Annotated in this window: 15 protein-coding genes; 13 read left to right on the forward strand and 2 right to left on the reverse strand. The window is 49.6% G+C overall.

The annotated features are described in order from the left end of the window. Positions 1 to 387 precede the first annotated feature (387 nt). The 3 genes from helD to ABID47_RS31050 all read left to right on the forward strand — a co-directional run bounded on the left by helD (position 388) and on the right by ABID47_RS31050 (position 3778). Positions 388 to 2736: an RNA polymerase recycling motor HelD gene (gene helD / locus ABID47_RS31040; RefSeq protein ID WP_354502783.1), complete on the forward strand. Its 2349-nt coding sequence runs from the start codon at positions 388 to 390 to the stop codon at positions 2734 to 2736. Positions 2737 to 2807: 71 nt separating this feature from the next. Beyond that, entirely contained in the window at positions 2808 to 3224 is a 417-nt protein-coding gene (locus ABID47_RS31045; RefSeq protein WP_354502785.1) for an NUDIX hydrolase, read from the forward strand. 74 nt (positions 3225 to 3298) lie between these two features. After that, a complete protein-coding gene (locus ABID47_RS31050) occupies positions 3299 to 3778 on the forward strand; it encodes a GNAT family N-acetyltransferase (protein WP_354502787.1) in 480 nt (159 codons plus the stop codon). Between the two features lie 99 nt (positions 3779 to 3877). Here the strand turns inward: ABID47_RS31050 and ABID47_RS31055 are convergent, their stop codons facing one another. Continuing rightward, complete coding sequence (locus tag ABID47_RS31055; RefSeq protein ID WP_354502789.1) at positions 3878 to 4405, reverse strand: hypothetical protein; 528 nt, start codon at positions 4403 to 4405, stop codon at positions 3878 to 3880. A gap of 249 nt (positions 4406 to 4654) precedes the next feature. Between ABID47_RS31055 and ABID47_RS31060 the strand changes: the two genes are divergently transcribed. From ABID47_RS31060 to ABID47_RS31095, 8 genes are all read left to right on the forward strand, one after another. Next, positions 4655 to 5503 carry a hypothetical protein gene (locus ABID47_RS31060; protein WP_354502791.1) on the forward strand — a complete coding sequence of 283 codons (849 nt, stop codon included), beginning with the start codon at positions 4655 to 4657 and terminating at the stop codon, positions 5501 to 5503. A 293-nt stretch (positions 5504 to 5796) separates the two neighbouring features. Then, positions 5797 to 6300, forward strand: coding sequence for a hypothetical protein (locus ABID47_RS31065; RefSeq protein WP_354502793.1), 504 nt, complete (start codon positions 5797 to 5799; stop codon positions 6298 to 6300). Between the two features lie 3 nt (positions 6301 to 6303). Next, positions 6304 to 6948: a PspA/IM30 family protein gene (locus ABID47_RS31070; protein WP_354502795.1), complete on the forward strand. Its 645-nt coding sequence runs from the start codon at positions 6304 to 6306 to the stop codon at positions 6946 to 6948. 182 nt (positions 6949 to 7130) lie between these two features. After that, positions 7131 to 8201, forward strand: a complete 1071-nt coding sequence (locus tag ABID47_RS31075) for a glycine-rich domain-containing protein (protein ID WP_354502797.1) — start codon at positions 7131 to 7133, stop codon at positions 8199 to 8201. 160 nt (positions 8202 to 8361) lie between these two features. Beyond that, positions 8362 to 8988: a TetR/AcrR family transcriptional regulator gene (locus ABID47_RS31080; RefSeq protein WP_354502799.1), complete on the forward strand. Its 627-nt coding sequence runs from the start codon at positions 8362 to 8364 to the stop codon at positions 8986 to 8988. 14 nt (positions 8989 to 9002) lie between these two features. Further along, positions 9003 to 10226, forward strand: coding sequence for a cytochrome P450 family protein (locus tag ABID47_RS31085; protein WP_354502801.1), 1224 nt, complete (start codon positions 9003 to 9005; stop codon positions 10224 to 10226). Positions 10227 to 10502: 276 nt separating this feature from the next. After that, complete coding sequence (gene uidA / locus ABID47_RS31090; RefSeq protein WP_354502803.1) at positions 10503 to 12308, forward strand: beta-glucuronidase; 1806 nt, start codon at positions 10503 to 10505, stop codon at positions 12306 to 12308. Positions 12309 to 12383: 75 nt separating this feature from the next. Beyond that, entirely contained in the window at positions 12384 to 13799 is a 1416-nt protein-coding gene (locus ABID47_RS31095; RefSeq protein WP_354502805.1) for an MFS transporter, read from the forward strand. 37 nt (positions 13800 to 13836) lie between these two features. On the opposite strand, the gene ABID47_RS31100 is transcribed toward ABID47_RS31095, so the two are convergent. Continuing rightward, positions 13837 to 15102: an AraC family transcriptional regulator gene (locus tag ABID47_RS31100; RefSeq protein ID WP_354502807.1), complete on the reverse strand. Its 1266-nt coding sequence runs from the start codon at positions 15100 to 15102 to the stop codon at positions 13837 to 13839. Positions 15103 to 15339: 237 nt separating this feature from the next. Between ABID47_RS31100 and ABID47_RS31105 the strand changes: the two genes are divergently transcribed. Both ABID47_RS31105 and ABID47_RS31110 read left to right on the forward strand, forming a co-directional pair. After that, complete coding sequence (locus ABID47_RS31105) at positions 15340 to 16107, forward strand: ABC transporter ATP-binding protein (protein ID WP_116230555.1); 768 nt, start codon at positions 15340 to 15342, stop codon at positions 16105 to 16107. Next, on the forward strand, positions 16094 to 18025 hold the full coding sequence (locus ABID47_RS31110) for an ABC transporter permease (protein ID WP_354502809.1): 1932 nt from the start codon (positions 16094 to 16096) through the stop codon (positions 18023 to 18025). Before ABID47_RS31105 ends, ABID47_RS31110 begins: the two co-directional genes overlap by 14 nt. The last annotated feature ends 13 nt before the right edge of the window (positions 18026 to 18038 follow it).

Consider the following 18038-nt stretch of genomic DNA (forward strand, 5'->3'; position numbering starts at 1 on the left):
GAATGGTTGGTTCAGCTTCGCTGAAATTTATAAATTCTATAATCTTAAGAAAAACGTCTATCGACGTACCTTCAAAGAAGACAGACCGCATTTAGCTGAAGTTTTTCTTGCGATTATAGAATGGTTCAGCTTTGCTGAAATTTATAAATTCTATAATCTTTAAAAAACTCCGCCAGACGGAACGTTATCCCGTAATAGGCGAAGTTAGAAAGCAAACAAAAATAGAGTTGCCAAAATGAGAGCAACATGATAAATTTAAATATGCGTCATGTGAAAGTATATGTATTTAATCAGTATTTCCTAATTATATCTTACACCATTGCGTCGGTCCCGTCAACCCCCGTTTTTCAGGAACTCACAATCATTTGTGTAAAGGAGTGTTTCTTAATGAGTCAAGAACTTCAACAGGAGCAGCAGCGGGTGAATCAGGTGATTGGCATCATCCAAGATCAGATCAACGAATATGAGGAAGCAACGGCTCGCCGCCGGCAAGAGGTTGTGGACATCCGTAAGCATTTCTGGGAAGACGTTACGGTGAACACGGACAATTTTGACGATTTTCTAGAAACGATTATCAGCTTAAGGCAGCAGTCCGAGGTCCTCTCCTTAAGCCAGGGCAGCCATCGCCAGTCCTCCAAGCGGCTGTCCCAGCTTCAGCGCATGCAGGATGTGCCGTATTTCGGGCGGATTGATTTTGCCGAAGAGGGTATGAACGAGACAGAGTGCGTGTACATCGGCGTTTCCTCACTCACGGATGCCACCGGGGAAAAGTTCCTGATTTATGACTGGAGAGCCCCGGTCTCAAGCATGTATTACGACTGCACACCGGGTCCGGCTGAATACATCACGCCCGGCGGGCCGATTCAAGGCACGTTGGAGCAGAAATGGCAGTACATCATCCGCAGCGGAGTTATTCAGTCGATGTTTGATACCCGGCTCACCATCGGTGACGAGATTCTCCAGCAGGTGCTCGGTCAATCCGCGGACACGCACATGCGAAGCATCGTGGCGACGATTCAGCAGGAGCAGAACCGGATTATCCGCCATGACAGCGCACGTCTGCTCATTGTTCAGGGCGCGGCCGGGAGCGGCAAGACGTCGGCGGCATTGCAGCGGATCGCTTATTTGCTGTACAAATACCGGAACCGTTTGACGGCGGACCAAATGCTTTTATTTTCGCCAAATGCCATGTTCAAGAGTTATGTCTCCAACGTGCTGCCAGAACTCGGGGAAGAAAATATGCAGCAGGTTACGTTTCAGGAGTACCTGAACCACCGGCTGAGCAGCTCCTTCGACGTTGAAGATCCTTACACGCAGCTGGAGTACGTCCTTACGGCTTCGGAAGACCCGAACTACCGGGTGCGGATGGCGGGTATCCGCTTTAAGGCGACAAAGGCGTTTTTTGATCGGATCCAATCCTGCCGCCAGGCGCTGGAACAATCCGGAATGGTATTCAAGGATATATCCATTAAAGGCAAAACGCTCGTTTCCGCCGAGGAAATCATGGAGAGATTCTACAGTGAGCACACGACGCTTCGCTTTGCCAACAGACTGGAAAAGTTGTCGGATTGGTTGAAGGAGCTGGTCAAAGAAGCGGAGAAGGCCGAGCGGAGAAAGCCTTGGGTGCAGGACGCCGTTGAGCTGGTCGACAATGATGAGTACCAGCAAGCTTATGCGCATCTTCGAAAAAAACACGGGTTAACCGAAGAATCGGAAGAGGATGTGGATCTGGAACTTGTCCGTAAAGAGCTTGCGCGCCGGATCGTCAGCAGGAAATTCAAACGTATTCGGCAACAAATTAAAGATATGGGCTTTATCGATACGCCGGCCATCTATAAGCAAATGCTGGTTTCCCATCCGACTGACGACGAGGTTGAAGGAGCAGAACTCCCTCCCGAATGGAATGAAATCGGCGAAATGACGTCTCAACTGATAGACCAAGGGAAGCTTTTATATGAGGACGCAACACCTTATTTGCTGTTAAAAGAGCTGATCGAAGGCTTTCAGACCAATGTTTCAATCCGGCATGTCCTCGTGGATGAGGCGCAGGATTATTCGCCGTTTCAATTCGAATTTATAAAAAGGCTGTTCCCGGCGGCGAAAATGACGGTACTTGGCGACTTCAACCAGGCAGTCTTCGCCCACGCCGACGGTACGGACGATTTCGGCATGCTGGCCGAATTATACGGGGAGGAACAAACCGATGCCATTATCTTGAACCGAAGCTACCGGTCCACCAGACCGATCGTCGAATTTACACGGGCGCTTATCCCCAACGGAGAAGAGATCATCCCTTTTGACCGGAACGGAAGCCGCCCCGTCCTCACGAGAGCTGCCGACGCGGAGCAGTTGCATCAGTCCATTAGGGAAAAAGTCAATCAATTCCGGGAACAGGGGCACCGGACCGTTGCGATTATTTGCAAATCCGCAGCCCAAAGCGCATCCGTATTCGAATCCCTTCACGATCTGGAGGATATCAAGCTCGTTACCAGCGGTTCGATCGAATATAAACAGGGAATCGTTGTCATTCCGGTATATTTGGCCAAAGGAATCGAATTCGATGCTGTGATCGTCTATAACGCTTCGGACGAAGAATACGGAGAAGAGAGCTTGCGGCGGCTGTTCTATACCGCCTGTACCCGGGCCATGCATGAACTGCAATTGTACAGCATCGGGAAACCGAGCCGTTTTGTTCAAGAGGCAGCTTCATGGATTGCGGTAGATTCGATTTCATGAATTGAAAACCATCCCCATTTCATGTATCGTCAATCACAATGAGAGACGCTGCATGGGGGGAGGACCATATCATGACAGGTAAGATCGTTGTCGTTTTAAAAGCTGTAATTATCCATCAAGGCCGTATACTGATCCTCAAACGTTCCGGTTCAGACGAAGTAGGCGCGGGAGGCTGGGAAACGGCCGGTGGAAATCTGGAGTTTGGCGAGGATTTAGATACCGCATTGATTCGCGAAATTAAAGAAGAAGCGGGGATTCACGCAAGTATCGATCGATTGCTGTTTGCAACGACGTTTTTTACGGATCCGGGGAGGCAAATCGTGCTGTTATCTTATTTGTGCAGGACTGACGAACCGCGTGTAACCCTCTCGCACGAGCATGACGAGTATAGATGGGCCACGAAGTCGGAGCTCGTTCAATATTTGCCTGAGGCGATCATCAGCGACTTTACGAAGCATGGCGTCTTTGCGCTTCCCGAATTAATTTAATTCCTGTATCAGTGCTTGGGCGGACGATCTTTATTGTATTTTATCCACGCTACGCCGCTTTAGGAGCGAAGCATATGTATACTCACAGAGCATTATCCACGATGGATTTGACAGACATTTGCGGGTTCCCGCAAACGGAACAGGAGCTGCTTTATGTTGGTCCAAGTTTTAGGTTTCCGTTAACACCAGAACAAATATCGGATTCACTCATGAACCGCTTTGAACCAACTGTTGTTATAGAAGAAGATTCCGGTCAAATCGCCGCTTACGCTAATTTATATAACCGATGCGGTCATGCTTGTTGGCTTGGCAACGTCATGGTCTCACCAAGTCACAGGGGGCGAGGAGCCGGTGAATTTTTATTGTATGCAATGATGCAAAAGGCAAAAGAGAACTACGGGGTGAGGGAACTCTTCCTCTCCTGTCATCACGCGAATTCAAGAGGGCTGGCGTTTTACCATAAACATTCCTTCAGACCTTTTGATTTGAAAATTTCCCAGCTCGATGACGGCCGCAAAATCATCACGGTGCAAATGAAAAAGAATCTGGGCTGATTTCGACCAATTTATCGGAAGCGGCGGTTTGACAAGGCATATAAAGAAAGCCCGCTTTGCAGCGGGCTCGGTATGCTCTCCGTTTATCGATTCCTTTATTTAGTTCTGCTCCTCGGCTGCCAGAATCATTCCCGAATATTCCAGAGCCTGGATTCGGTATGTGCCGCCAGTTTCGATGACAATATGCTTGTCCGCGAGCTCGTATTCCTTACCGTCCTCTGTTCGTACGCGGTCCCCGCCACGTCTAGGATCCCATATTTCGACGACGTGTACGGTTTTGACAACCGGCCCCTGAACGATATCCGCTGTTACTCTCCCAAGCATAATTAAAGGGAATAACGATAGGAAGAATATAAAAATAGCGAATAGCAAGTCTGCTCTTCGCGTAACGGATTGCCGTTTGCCATACCGAAGCACCACATATGTAAAAATATAGCTGAAAAATATCAATGCCGCGCTGTATCCAGCGATTCCCATCCACAAAAATTGGCGGACATGACCATCATACTTCACCCCGACAATCGCCAGTTCTGCCAAGCATAGCATCAGCAGGACAATCCGCAGGAGGTTTCTTTTCTTTTGGTACCAGACCCTTGGTGGAGTAACTAGAGCTCCCAACTCCTTCATAGGCATCTCCTTTCGTCATTCGAACATAGTTGGTCTTATCGAAGCCGATACCTGCAAGCAGGACTCAGCACTCACCGGCATCATTCAAAAAGTAATGGAAGATCCTGCAAATTGCAAGCCTGAATATCAGGAACAGGAAACGAACGTGAATTCATCAGGCGCATAGGTGCACGCTGCTGAAACCCGATCTAGTACGGCTCCGTAATGTTACAAAGACAACATTTTTGAGGTCACAGGGGGAACGAGCGCGTGTCTAGGCATTCGAAAAGTCAATCAAAACACAGCAGCGCAAAGCGTCATCATGAGGTTCGCAAAGGTAAATCCAAGCGGAAGGGGAAACCGGACGGAAGCCGGGCTACCCGTTTTTGGCTGGGTTTATTGAAATTCCTAGGTTTTTTCATATTAGCCGGCTTACTGCTGCTGTATTGGGACTCGGCCAGGTTGGCCTCATTAATCTCACATGCGGCTTCGGTTCAGCAGCTGACGGCAGACACGAACGGAATCGTCCGAGTAGAAGGAAACGCAGAGGGGGAGGCCGCTGCAGCGGATGAAGGCAAGTTAATGCAGCGTTACCTGCTGCTTCAAAAGGAAAAGTTTAATTGGCACTGCAGCAAAAGCGGCTGTAACTATATGTGGAATGAAGACGTCGCTCCTCAAGTATGGGGAAGTTTAACCATTCAAGGCGTTAAGGTAGAAAGTGAGCGGTTCAAATTCTACTCGGACTGGCTGCCTCTTGATTCCGAAACTGTGAATCCGGATCAGCTTTCCTTTATCCATGAGGGAAATACATCCCGCCCGCTGCTTGTGGAGAGCCCTAAGGAAACGGCTTACGGTTATCACGCGCTTAGCCCAGGGCAAAGGATCACGGTGATCGGCCGGGCCGTTAACGGACATCTGGAGCCCATTCATCTGCCCGGCGAGGGAGAAGATCAGCGTATGATTTTGATTGGAAGCAGTGTAGAGGAAATGCTCTCCAACGAAAAGGAAACGCAAATCGGGGTTCTCATCGCTGCCGGATTCGTCATGCTGTTTTTGGTACCCGTGATCGTCGGGTGGATCCGTAAATTGTTCCGGAAGCTACACACTTTGCACAGCTAATAGTCTGTGTTTTGCAAAACCAAAAAAGCAATTAAATAGAGCAAATTGAAAGTCCGCGGATAACGCGGACTTTTTCGTTTGCTTGGACAGGTTCGGCCATTGGAGTTTGCAGTGCTCTCGCAGCATTGGCACGTCCATATTCCACAGCTTCCCGGTGCCGGGAATCGGGCCGGTCAACATCCTGTTTTCACAATTAAGATTCGCTAAAGCTTGTTCTCTTAAGCTATATATACGCAAAGGGACAAGGCATAACATACATGACCAAAACGGATGCGGGAAAGGAGGTGAGTTCCTTGAAAAAATCTTCGTTACTTACCGGTATTGTCATCGGATCGGTTTCTGTCCTTCTCCTTGTGCTGCTCATGAAATGGAGCCTCTTTATCGGGCATGATGTTCCCGGAAAAACCTGGCACGGTCTTGTCGAACAGGGGCATCATGGGTATCCGGGATTTACGAGACCGGGAGGGCGCTCGGAAGCGGGGATGAACCCTGTGTGGACAGCACTGCTTCAAATCACTCTGATGATCGGCGGGATGCTCCTGATCCTGAAAAGCAGGGGAGGGCTGAAATGGGCCGGAGTCATCCTGGCTGCACTGTGTACACTCAGCTTATTCACCCCGCTATGGGGCACGATTATTCTGATCGCCGTTTTCCTGCTGTATAAAAGGATTGTCAGCCAGCGTAAATTGCTTTCCAATCCGAGCTTTTCCGACGTGGCGCCGTTATCATATGAGCATAGTTCAAGCCGAGGACAATTCCTGGATGAATGGGAACGCAGACAACATAAGGAGGATTAATATATGGGAATTTTTACGAGAATCAAAGATATAGCCGCAGCAGACGTGCACCGTCTCTTGGATCAGGTCGAAGATCCCGTCAGCATGGCCAAACATTATATCAGACAGCTTGAAGACCAGATCGATCAAGCATGCGGGGCGCTGCAAACCCAGATAGCGGCGGAGCAGCGGTATGATCTGCTGCTGGCATCAACCGCTGAAATCGTCAGAAAGCGGGAGCGCCAAGCTCAGCTAGCCGTCGAACGCAATGAAGACGATATCGCGGCGATGGCCATTCAAGAGAAGCTGCATCACGCCAAGCTGGAGCAGACCTATACGGAGCAGCGTGAAACGGTCAGAAAACAGGCCGAATCGCTTCGCGGTGAAATTCAACGGCTGCAGGACGTGCACAAAGAGCTCACCGACAAACTCACCTTTTTGCTTGTTCGTGCCAATGCGGTGAATACGATGCGGGATACGGCAAGAACCGCTCCGGTCTCCGATATCAGCAAAATCTCCCGCGGTTTTGAGCGCATGGAGGAGAAACTGATGCTCGCAGAAGCAGGGACGCTGGCTTATCAAGCGGCTGACAAATTAACGAATTGGTCGCGTCAGCAGGAAGTTCAGGAAGAACTGGCCAGACTGAAGTCAGCCAAACAAAGCTCTTAATCCTAGAAGTGAATGGTGTATGGTGAACCCCTGTTTTTGAGAGAAGCGGGGGTTTGCCTTTTTATAGGAAACGGATTTCCAGTAACGAAAGTGTCATTGCTTCCTTCCCGTGATATGGTAATCTCATTTAAGGGGATTCATTTCCATTGGGGACCGAAATCCACGGCATAGGGAGGAGAAACATGAGTTTGCTGTCATTTTTGAAAAGATTGCTGGGTTCCGGTTCGGCTTCCGGAGATAGCTCAAAAGAAGGGAATAAGGGTCACGGGTTTGATACACCCATACCATCATACATAGGCATCAATAAAGAGATACAAGGCTTATCCGATCTCGTCATACGTTTGGAGAACGCGCTGGGAACGGACTATATGGAGCACGTAAAGCAGCGGGTTATGGAGCGCCATCCCATCAGCCAAACCCAATATCAATGGATGCTGCTTGAAGTGAAGAGGTTCTTTCTCATGTGCGCGATTCTCAAGCAGGTTCCCATGTTCAGTAAAGATGCCGACCTGATCTGGCATGAAATGCTGATGTTTACCCGCGATTATGATCGCTTCTGCACCACATTTGCAGGACGGTTTATTCATCATCAACCTAACGTGGCCTACACGAATGATAAAAAGTTACCGGAAGAAGAGAGGGCACGGTATGATTTGATCTACAGCATGCTGTTTCACATTTATCCGGCAAACGAGGCACTTCTGAATCCGTTTTTCCAATTTAAAATCGATGAGGAATTCATTCAAACCTTCGACAATTTAAACGATCAAGAGATCCGCAGCCGATATTTTCAAAGCAGTTCCGATGCCGCAATCGAATCTATTCAACTGGCCATCATCGGCTCGATCCGAAAACATTATCGTGACGTCAAGTCAGCAAAACCCGGCACATTGAGGGCAAGCCGTCCATTGCCTCCCAGAAGCCGCCGTGGTCAATCCACCGGCATCCGCCGCAGTGAGGAGAGCGGGGTGACGGTAGATCCGTTCAGCTCCATTCTGTTTCTGACGGCCATGGATACGGATCCTTGGAATGATGACAACCCTTCGGGCGATTGGAATCCTTCAGACAGCGATCCTTCGACCGATCCAGGGGTGGACGATTCAGGCCCATCTCCGGACAATGACAGCTCTAGTGGCGATGATTCCGGTAATTCTTCCTGCAGCTCGTCCTGCAGTTCGTCCAGCGATTCTTCCTGCAGCTCGTCCTCGTGCAGCTCCTCATCCTGCAGTTCCTGTGGAGGGGGAGGAGACTAGGAAACTAGGAAACTAGGAAACTAGGAAACCTGTACCCCTGTACCTTCAAAAAATCCTTCTGCATTCTGCAGGTGGATTTTTTTGTCATTTATATTGACCGAGAGGTCAGCATGTTGTATGATTTTACTAACCAATTGGTCAGCATACTCAAAAAGAGGTGATGAGACTGCCGATACAGCTCTACGAACAGGAGAACATTTTGCAAGCCTGCTTAACTGTGTTTGCGCGCAACGGTTACAAGAACACTTCAACGGAAATGCTGGCGGCTGCTGCCGGGATCTCCAAAGCTTTGATCTTTCATCATTTCACGAGTAAGAAGAAACTGTATCTTAGCTTAGTGGACCACTGCTTTGAGAAGGTCCGAACCGGTATCCATTTTGATGAGCGGACTACGGACCATGCTGATTTTTTTACAGCCATCACTGAGTTAAGCCGTACGAAGCTCGGCTATTTTCGCGATCATCCGGATGAATGGAAGTTGGTATATGAGGCATTTTATGCCACACCTGATGGCTTGAAGGAGGAAATCGAGGATAAGTACGGCCAGGTGAGCGAAGCCCGGAATGCGATGTTTGCACAGCTTTTTGACAAAGTTCCCCTTCGTGAAGGCGTAAATCGAACGTATGCATTCGAGCTTGTCATGTCCGTAACCAGACATTTCGAAACGAAGTTTCTGAATGAGACCAAGGGGATGAGCCATATTGACGAAGCCTATACCCGCACCCTTATGGAGGAATTGGAAGCATTTTGCGACATGATCCGATACGGTATGGAAAAACTAAAGTGAAGAGGTGAGCTGCCGTGAAAGACATCACCAGCAGTGATTTAGTGGCACCGGAAACGATGCGTGATTTCAACGCGTTTTACCAAAAACTGGTCAATCGTCAGGAAAGACTTTGCCGGCTTGACGACTTTTTTGGCATGGGCGAAGCATGGATAGCTTTTCGGTATGAGGATGTCTCAGCGATTTTGAAAGATCCCCGGTTCCTTTCGGACCGGCGAAAGTTCCCTTCACAGCAACAATCTTCACGTGAGAAAAGCTCCGTCAATGAATTGCTCGAATGGTTCAAAAACATGCCTAATATGCTCATGGTGGATCCGCCCGACCATACCCGGCTCCGGCGGTTGGTCTCCAAAGCTTTTACGCCCCGAATGATTGAGGATCTGCGCCCGCGCATCCAACAAATCGCCGACGAGCTGCTGGATAAGGTGGCTAGCCGGGGCAGGATGGAACTCATTTCAGAATTTGCTTATCCGCTGCCTATCATCGTAATCTCGGAGATGCTGGGAATCCCCGGCCATCATCAGGCGCGCTTTCGCGAGTGGACCCACAAGCTGGCCCAAGGCGCGCTGAATCCCGGCCAAACAAACTTGGTTCAAGAAGCCCTCCAGGAGTTTATTGATTACATTCAATCTTTGATTTCCGAAAAGAGGGTGCGCCCCGGTAACGATGTTATCAGCGGTTTGTTGCAGGCATATGACGAGGGCGATAAACTTAACGAGAACGAGCTGCTCTCTACCATTTGGCTGCTCATTACGGCAGGACATGAAACGACCGTGAATCTTATCGGCAACGGAATCCTGGCACTGCTTCAGCATCCAGAACAAATGCAGCTGCTTCGCGAGGATCCGGTCCTTCTGCCGGCTGCGGTTGAAGAGCTGCTCCGGTATGCGGGTCCGGTTATGATTACGGGCCGCGTAGCAGATGAAGATATCGAGATCCATGGTACACTCATTCGAAAAGGCGAGATGGTTATGGTTTCGCTGGCCGGAGCGGATATGGATGCAAGCCGATTCGACGCGCCAGAGCGGCTGGACATCACAAGACAAGAAACCGATCATTTGGCGTTTGGCAGAGGAATCCATCTTTGCTTGGGAGCACCCCTTGCCCGCATGGAGGGACAAATCGCGTTCGGCTCGCTATTGCGGCGCTTTCCCAACCTGCGTCTCGACGTGAAACCGGAAGACCTGGCCTATCACTACAGCACGCTACGATCATTGGTGAGTCTTCCCGTCAGCTTTTAAAGCTTCTTCATATCCATGTTAGAGGAAAAGTCCGCGAAATGCGGACTTTTTATATTTTGGAATCCGTTTCTCATGCATTGCCTTTCTGGTGGTTCAATTTGTTATCCGTAAGGCACTGAATCAACTGTAATACCACAGTGATCATCCTATTATTCATTCAACAATCCAGCGTACCATACAAACTTGTTTTAGAATATTACGATTATGAGCAATTTTTTACGAGAAATAAAAAGCGCTTTCATTTAGGATGGTTCTGAAAAGGAGTGATCACTAGATATGTTGTATCCAATCGTAACGTCAACCCGAAGTATCATCGACTTAAACGGAATTTGGAAGTTCAAGCTGGACCAAGGCACCGGATTCCAGGAGGAGTGGTACCGGTCCGGACTATTCGAAGCGATGACCATGCCCGTACCCGCCTCTTATAACGATATCGGCGTTTTGGCTGAGATCAGGAATCATATTGGTTGGGTATGGTACGAACGGGACATCGTCGTGCCGAACCTGCTTGCATCCGAGCGGATCGTACTGCGCTTTGGATCGGTTACGCATGCGGCGAAAGTATACCTGAACGGAGAACTCGTCATGGAGCATAAGGGAGGCTTCCTACCCTTTGAAGCAGAGATCAACCGTTTCATTCAGGCAGGCCCAAACCGTTTAAACGTGGCTGTCAACAATATCGTTGATCAGTCCACACTCCCGGTTGGATTCCATTATGAAAAAGAAATTCCGGGAATAGGGAAAAAAGCGTGCAATGAGCCCAATTTTGACTTTTTTAATTACGCCGGAATCCAGCGTCCGGTCAAAATTTATACGACTCCGCAGCTGTACATCCAAGATGTAGACATTGTCACCGAAACGAATGGCGATTCTGGACTCGTGAAATATGAGGTCAAGGCATCCTGCGGACTAAAGACCCGAGTGAAAATCGTTGATGAAGAAGGTGAGGTTGCCGCTGCCGGAGACGGTGCATCAGGAACTTTGTCGATATCCCGCGTAAACCTTTGGGAGCCCTTACATGCGTATCTGTATACGCTTCGCATCGAACTGCTGGATGATGACAAGATCATGGATGTATACGATCAGCCTTTCGGAGTCCGAACCGTCGCGGTGAAGGACGGGAAATTCCTGATCAATAATAAGCCTTTTTACTTTAAGGGTTTTGGCAAACACGAGGATGCTCCGATCCATGGCCGCGGTTTTGACGAAGCCGTAAACGCCATGGACGTTCATTTAATGAAATGGATCGGCGCGAACTCGTTCCGCACAGCCCATTACCCATATTCGGAGGAGCTAATACGCCTTGCGGACCGAGAAGGGCTGGTCGTGATCAATGAAGTGCCTGCGGTAGGTCTGCACTTGAATTTCATGGTGATGTTGTCTGGCGGCCCGCGAAGCAGAAGCACCTGGCAGGAGCTGCAAACTTTTGAGCACCATCAAGAAGTCATCCGGGAGTTGATCGCACGGGATAAAAACCACCCTTCGATCGTTATGTGGAACGTCGCTAACGAGCCGGCATCCGAAGAGGAAGGGGCGAATGAATATTTCGAACCATTGATCCGTCTGCTGAAAGAGCTGGACCCGCAGCACCGTCCAGTAACACTGGTCACACATTTAGGCGCCACGCCTGACAAGGACAAGGTCGCTAATCTCTTGGATGTGATCTGCTTGAACCGCTATTACGGCTGGTATGTGGACGGCGGCGACCTGAACGCAGCACAAGCGAAACTTCGGGCCGAATTGAACGCCTGGACGCAGCGTTGTCCGGACGTGCCGATTCTGATGACCGAATATGGCGCCGACACGGTGACCGGTTTTCACGACGTTGAGCCGGTTATGTTTACGGAAGAGTTTCAAGCGGAATTTTATAAGGCATACCATGAAGTCTTTGACGAGTTCCGTCATTTTGCCGGCGAACAAGTCTGGAGCTTTGCCGATTTCGCCACCAGCCAGGGCATCATTCGTGTACAAGGTAACAAAAAGGGCATCTTTACCCGTGACCGCAAGCCTAAAATTGCGGCGCACGAACTGCGCAAGCGCTGGTTAGGCATCCCCGATTTCTACTATAAAGAAAAGATGTAGAGGGCGGGATTCGTTTGCCCAGTATACGAATTTGGAGATTGGATCATACTGAACATTTTGTTTCGGGGGGATCACATGGAACCACAATTTGGACTGAAGACGGCAGAGAAACTAAACGTCCGGGAGGAAACGCGAAAATTCGGAATTCGAGACAAGCTCGGGTATTTGTTCGGTGATTTCGGCAATGATTTTTTCTTTATTCTAGTCAGCTCATTCTTGATGGTCTATTACACGGATATTTTCGGCATGAGTGCGGCTTTGGTCGGGGGCCTGTTCCTCATTGCAAGGCTGTGGGATGCTGTAGCCGACGTGGCCTGGGGGAGATTTATCGATACCCGAAAATCGGGAAAGCAGGGAAAGTTCAGGCCGTGGGTTTTGAGAATGTCCTTTCCGCTCGTGGCAACGGGCGTGCTTATGTTCATTCATCTCCCAGGCATGTCCACCGGATTCTACGAAGCATATGCGTTTGTGACCTATATCCTGTGGGGGACATTCTACAGCACGGTCAACATTCCATACGGCTCTATGGCATCCGTCATTACGAACGATCCGGTGGAACGCACGAGCTTATCCACCTTCAGGACGCTGGGTGCTTCCCTCGCGGGGTTGATCATTAATGTCGCCGGTCCGCTCATCATATTTGTGGATAATCAAGCCAATGCCAACCGCTTTCTGCTGGCGGCGGTCATTTTCGGCATCCTCTCGCTTTCTTGCTACATGGCCTGCTATCGTTTATCGGTCGAGCGGATTGTGGATCCCGATGTTCAGGGGGATAAAGCCAATCTCGCCAGGACGCTAAAAGGGCTGATTCGCAATAAACCGCTGGTCGTCATTCTGGCGGCTTCCCTGTCTTTTATGATTTGCTTCATGCTGGTCGGTGCTGTCAACGTGTATTTATTCAAAAATGTGTTTCACAGCGCGGCGGCTCTAAGCCTGGTGGGATTCCTCCAAGCAGCTACCGTCTTTGTGGCGATGCCTCTTGTCAAACCGCTGGTATCCAAATTCGGCAAAAAGGAAACCGCATCGGCCGGAATACTGCTTGCAGCTGCAGTCTATGCAGTCATGTATGCGATGCCGGGCTTGAGCGTTCAAGCGTTTATCGCTCTCCTTGCCGTCGCCATGTTCGGTTACGCGTTTTTTAATCTGGTCATTTGGGCTTTTGTTACGGATGTGATCGATTATCATGAGTTCCTGACGGGACTTCGCGAGGACGGAACGATCTATTCCATATACTCCTTCGCCCGTAAGGTCGGGCAGGCGATTGCCGGCGGACTCGGTGGTTTTGCCATTGCGGCCGTCGGATACGATGCCAAGCTCAACGTCCAGAGTCCAGCCACCCTGCATGGAATCTACACGCTGTCCACTTTGGTTCCGGCAGTCATTTTATCGGCTATTTTCCTGATTGTGGTGTTTTTGTATCCGCTGAATAAAACACGGACACTGCACCTTACAGCCGATCTAAAGAAGAAAAAGGAAGCCCTGCCGAAATAGCATGCTCCAAAAAAGGAAAAAAGCCGCAGACTTAGATTCAAGTCTGTGGCTTTTTTGCTGCTTTGCACTGCAGCGTTTTACGGTAATCGCTCGGCGTAACCCCTTGCAATTGCTTGAACACTTTCGTGAAGTAATTGACGTCGCTGAAACCAACCATCTGCGCAATGTCCGTGATGGAGATCGGCTCGCTGCGGATGATTTGCAGCGCCTCCCGGATTCGCAGGCTGTTGATGTATGAGGTAAGGGGCTGCCCGGTCTCTTTCTTGAACTGCCTTGACAGATCGGATGGGCTGACATGAACCGCAGTCGCAATTGCCTCTAGCCGGAGGGGCTCGGCGAGATGCAGCCTTATATATTCGATCGCTGTGCGGATCACCGGACTGTAATATTTCAGAGAGAGTTTACGGACGGTTTCGCAGTATTCGTAGAGCATCTTGTCGTGCAAGTTTGACAATTGCTGTATGGAGGTTGTTTTTTCAATTTGGATGGCAAACTTCTCGGAAATGCTGTCGATATACACCGGATGAACCCCGCCTTGCTCCGCAGCTTTCCGCAGCAGCGTATTGGTGACGAAGGCAAGGTTTTTGCGCGAGCGTAAGGGATTATTGGGGATACGGTCCGGCAGTTTGCTGAAGATCGCCAGTTCTTCCTGCATCGCTTCCAACTTCTCGATACTGCCGTTCTCGATGACGGACAGCAGCTTGTTTTCGGTCCGGTATCGATCATTGATCGTCAGGATAGCCTCATCGGTTTTCTCTTTGACGGTTTCCGGCAGCCTAACGAATTCGTTTTGAACATCGATTTGGATCGTTTTCAGTGAGCTTTGCTGTTTCCTTTGATGAAAATGGAATGAAAGAAAACTGAGAAACTCAACGAGACGATCGGTCTTGTTCGAGCTGATTAATGGCAGGGACAAGTAATACTGCTCGATCAGGGGCATAAAGGTGATAGGCAGATGATGTTCAAGTAATACGGTATTCAAACTGGATACGGACGGCTCGTCCAGAAGGAAAGGGCCCACGATGAGGCTACCAAAGCTTGTCCCGTCCGCATAGAAATGAACCGAAATGAAGTTCAATCGAAAAGAAGTTGAATGGAGTTTAATGCTGGGATCGGGACCGGAATCGCCTGGATTGAGGTTCGGTCTTATGCTGTTGAAATAAGGCTGAAGGGCATCGGGGATTTGACTGTACATGAACTCCCAGCAAATCCCGCGGGACGGATCGGTAAATACCGTATCCATATTCGAGTAATCATGTGCGAAACGGAAAATTTGTTGCAGCTCGGCCATTCTGCTGTGCATATTCTTCACCCCGAAGTTGATCTCTATATATTTTATCGGTAAAGGCTTCTTCCAATCAACAAGGTTTTCATATGCATGCCTCCAACAGAGGACGCGACAAGCGTTCTCCTTTTTTAGCGTCCTTCCATAAATTTAAGGTTCCTGTAAGGTTGGGATTAACATGCTGAAAGGTTCGGGATTTAACATAAATGATGTAAGCAATAAGGAACGAATACAACCCAATTGAAGGAGATACTCATGAAAACGATACTGCAAGCGGAGAACGTCAATAAAACCTTTGGCACCAAAGGAAACCAATATACGGCACTGCATAATATCAGCCTTAGCATCGAAGAAGGCGAATATGTCGGCATCATGGGACCTTCCGGTGCGGGAAAATCCACCCTGTTGAACATTTTTTCGACGATCGACACGCCGACTTCCGGGGAAATCATCATTGATGGGCACAACATCGTGACTATGAATGAAGAAAAGCTGTCCGATTTCCGCCGGAATAAGCTCGGCTTTATATTTCAGGACTATAACCTGCTCGATACACTCACGGTCAAGGAAAACATACTGCTCCCGCTGGCCCTGTCCAAGGTACCGGCTGCGGAGATCGAGCAGCGGGTTAACGAGATTGCCGACACGTTTGGAATCCGTGAAATCCTGGATAAGTACCCGTACCACATCTCGGGCGGACAAAAGCAGCGGGCAGCGGCTTCCCGGGCGATCGTGGCCAATCCGAGCCTGATTTTGGCGGATGAGCCGACCGGCGCGCTCGATTCGAAGTCGGCGACCCGTCTTCTGGAAAGCTTGAGCCGGCTGAATCAGGCTAATCGCTCTACCATTATGATGGTTACGCATGATGCGAATGCGGCGAGCTACTGCAAGCGGGTCATTTTCATTAACGACGGCCGGCTGTTCATGGAACTCCGGAAGGATGATCTCTCACGAAAACAGTTTTTTGGTCAAATACTCGAGGTTCTGGCGACGCTTGGAGGTGAGGAAGATGACGCTGTTTAATATCGCCGGCAAAAACATCAGGAATAACTTCAAACATTACTTTCTGTATTTTGCATCGATGATTTTCAGCATCGTTATTTATTTTACGTTTGTGTCGTTGAAGTACGATCATACCATTCAATCGGCATCGGACGGATCGCCGAAAATCAGCTCGGCGTTCAGCGGAGCAGCCGTCGTCCTGATCGTCTTCGTCGCCATCTTTATCTGGTATTCGAATTCGTTTTTTACGCGTAAGCGCAAAAAGGAAGTCGGTCTGTATTCATTACTCGGCGTCCGAAAAAAGCAGATCGGCCGCATGCTCTTTTATGAAAATTTCCTGATGGGCGTCCTGGCGCTGCTCCTCGGCATTGCGCTCGGATCGGTGCTCAGCCGTTTTTTTGTCATGCTTCTGATGAACGTGATGGGTTACGACGCCATGCCGAACTTTGCCATTTCGCTGGCAGCCGTCCTGAATACGATTAGCGTGTTCTTGATCATTACGCTGATCACTTCGGTTCAAGGCTATCGCCTGATTTACCGGTTCAAGCTGATTGAGCTGTTCAAGGCGGACCAGGAGCGGGAGAAGGAACCGCGGTCATCCGTATGGATTGCGCTTCTCTCCGTATTGCTTGTTGGTTTCGGCTACTGGCTTGCGCTGCAAAACATGCTGACATCAGAGGCGTGGAAGACAATCGGTGTGCTGGTGACTCCGCTGGTTATCCTCGTTTCGGTTATTCTCGGCACGTATCTGCTCTTTAACACATTGACCGTTACGCTGCTGAAGCTGGCCCGCAAACGCAAAAGAAGCTATTGGCGGGGACTGAATCTAATTGGAACTTCCCAGCTTTTGTACCGGATGAAAGGGAACGCACGCACGCTGACAATCATCGCCGTACTGAGCGCAACGACGCTGACAGCGGTCGGAACGGCATACAGCCTTTATTACAATAACCGGATCAATGTGGCGCTGGCGAACCCGAACAGCTACATGTTTATCGGGGGAGACAAAGCTGCAGAGAACAAAGCGAATCAGGCTATCGAACAAGCTGCGGGTCACAAGGTGATCTACCATGAATCCATTCCTTTGCTTGAAGTGGATGCCGATACTACCGGACTGGGGCAAACTGCCGGATCCAATGAGCAGACGTTTACGGTGATATCGAACCACACCTTCAACAAGCTGGCCAAGCTTCAAGGGCGGGACGACGTGCTGAGCCTACAAGGCAGCGATGCCGCGGTGCTGGAGCCCGGGTATATGAAGGGGATTTCGCCGGCATACGAGGGATCCACCATTGTGTTGACGGGAAAGGGAATCCATGAAAAGATCCATTTTACCGCATTGAAAACGTACAGCGTGCTGAACCACGGGACCGTTTATTCAACCCTGGTCGTCAGCGACGATTTGTTTGCGGCGCTCCAGCCGAAAGCCAAGAGCTTGACTGCTCAAGCGTACGAAATTATGCATCAGGACAAGGCTAAGGACCTGACCAAGCAGCTGGAGAATATTCTGCCGGAGAACGCCGGTTTGGCAAGCTTCTATAGCGATTATGCGCGGGGTATGGAGTCTACCGGACTGATGATCTTCATGGGCGGATTCCTTGGGCTCGTGTTCCTGGCGGCGACGGGCAGCATCATTTATTTCAAGCAGCTGACAGAAGCGAGCAGCGACAAAGCACGGTATTTGATTTTGCATAAAATCGGCGTCAAAAAAAGCGAAATCCGCAAATCGGTCGCCAAGCAGGTGCTGTTTGTATTCGCGCTGCCCCTTGCAGCCGGCATTGCCCACTGCGCCGTGGCCTTATCGGCCTTATCGAACCTGATGATGACCAGCCTGGTCGTTCCCGTCGTCAGCTGCATGGGCATTTATATTTGCATTTATCTCGTTTATTATTTCCTGACCGTCAACAGCTACTACAAAATCGTTACGAATGTAAAGTGAGGAGTGGATTGAA

Origin of the sequence: Paenibacillus favisporus (genome assembly GCF_040545415.1) — a bacterium.
In the GTDB taxonomy this organism is placed as follows: domain Bacteria; phylum Bacillota; class Bacilli; order Paenibacillales; family Paenibacillaceae; genus Paenibacillus_AQ; species Paenibacillus_AQ favisporus.

Bases quoted from the DNA above. Each gene is read 5' to 3' on its own strand.
- ABID47_RS31100 (WP_354502807.1), bottom strand. From the start codon at position 15,102: ATGCACAGCAGAATGGCCGAGCTGCAACAAATTTTCCGTTTCGCACAT.
- ABID47_RS31050 (WP_354502787.1), top strand. From the start codon at position 3,299: ATGTATACTCACAGAGCATTATCCACGATGGATTTGACAGACATTTGC.
- ABID47_RS31080 (WP_354502799.1), top strand. From the start codon at position 8,362: ATGAGACTGCCGATACAGCTCTACGAACAGGAGAACATTTTGCAAGCC.
- ABID47_RS31055 (WP_354502789.1), bottom strand. From the start codon at position 4,405: ATGAAGGAGTTGGGAGCTCTAGTTACTCCACCAAGGGTCTGGTACCAA.
- ABID47_RS31075 (WP_354502797.1), top strand. From the start codon at position 7,131: ATGAGTTTGCTGTCATTTTTGAAAAGATTGCTGGGTTCCGGTTCGGCT.
- ABID47_RS31045 (WP_354502785.1), top strand. From the start codon at position 2,808: ATGACAGGTAAGATCGTTGTCGTTTTAAAAGCTGTAATTATCCATCAA.
- ABID47_RS31110 (WP_354502809.1), top strand. From the start codon at position 16,094: ATGACGCTGTTTAATATCGCCGGCAAAAACATCAGGAATAACTTCAAA.
- helD (WP_354502783.1), top strand. From the start codon at position 388: ATGAGTCAAGAACTTCAACAGGAGCAGCAGCGGGTGAATCAGGTGATT.
- ABID47_RS31070 (WP_354502795.1), top strand. From the start codon at position 6,304: ATGGGAATTTTTACGAGAATCAAAGATATAGCCGCAGCAGACGTGCAC.
- uidA (WP_354502803.1), top strand. From the start codon at position 10,503: ATGTTGTATCCAATCGTAACGTCAACCCGAAGTATCATCGACTTAAAC.
- ABID47_RS31095 (WP_354502805.1), top strand. From the start codon at position 12,384: ATGGAACCACAATTTGGACTGAAGACGGCAGAGAAACTAAACGTCCGG.
- ABID47_RS31105 (WP_116230555.1), top strand. From the start codon at position 15,340: ATGAAAACGATACTGCAAGCGGAGAACGTCAATAAAACCTTTGGCACC.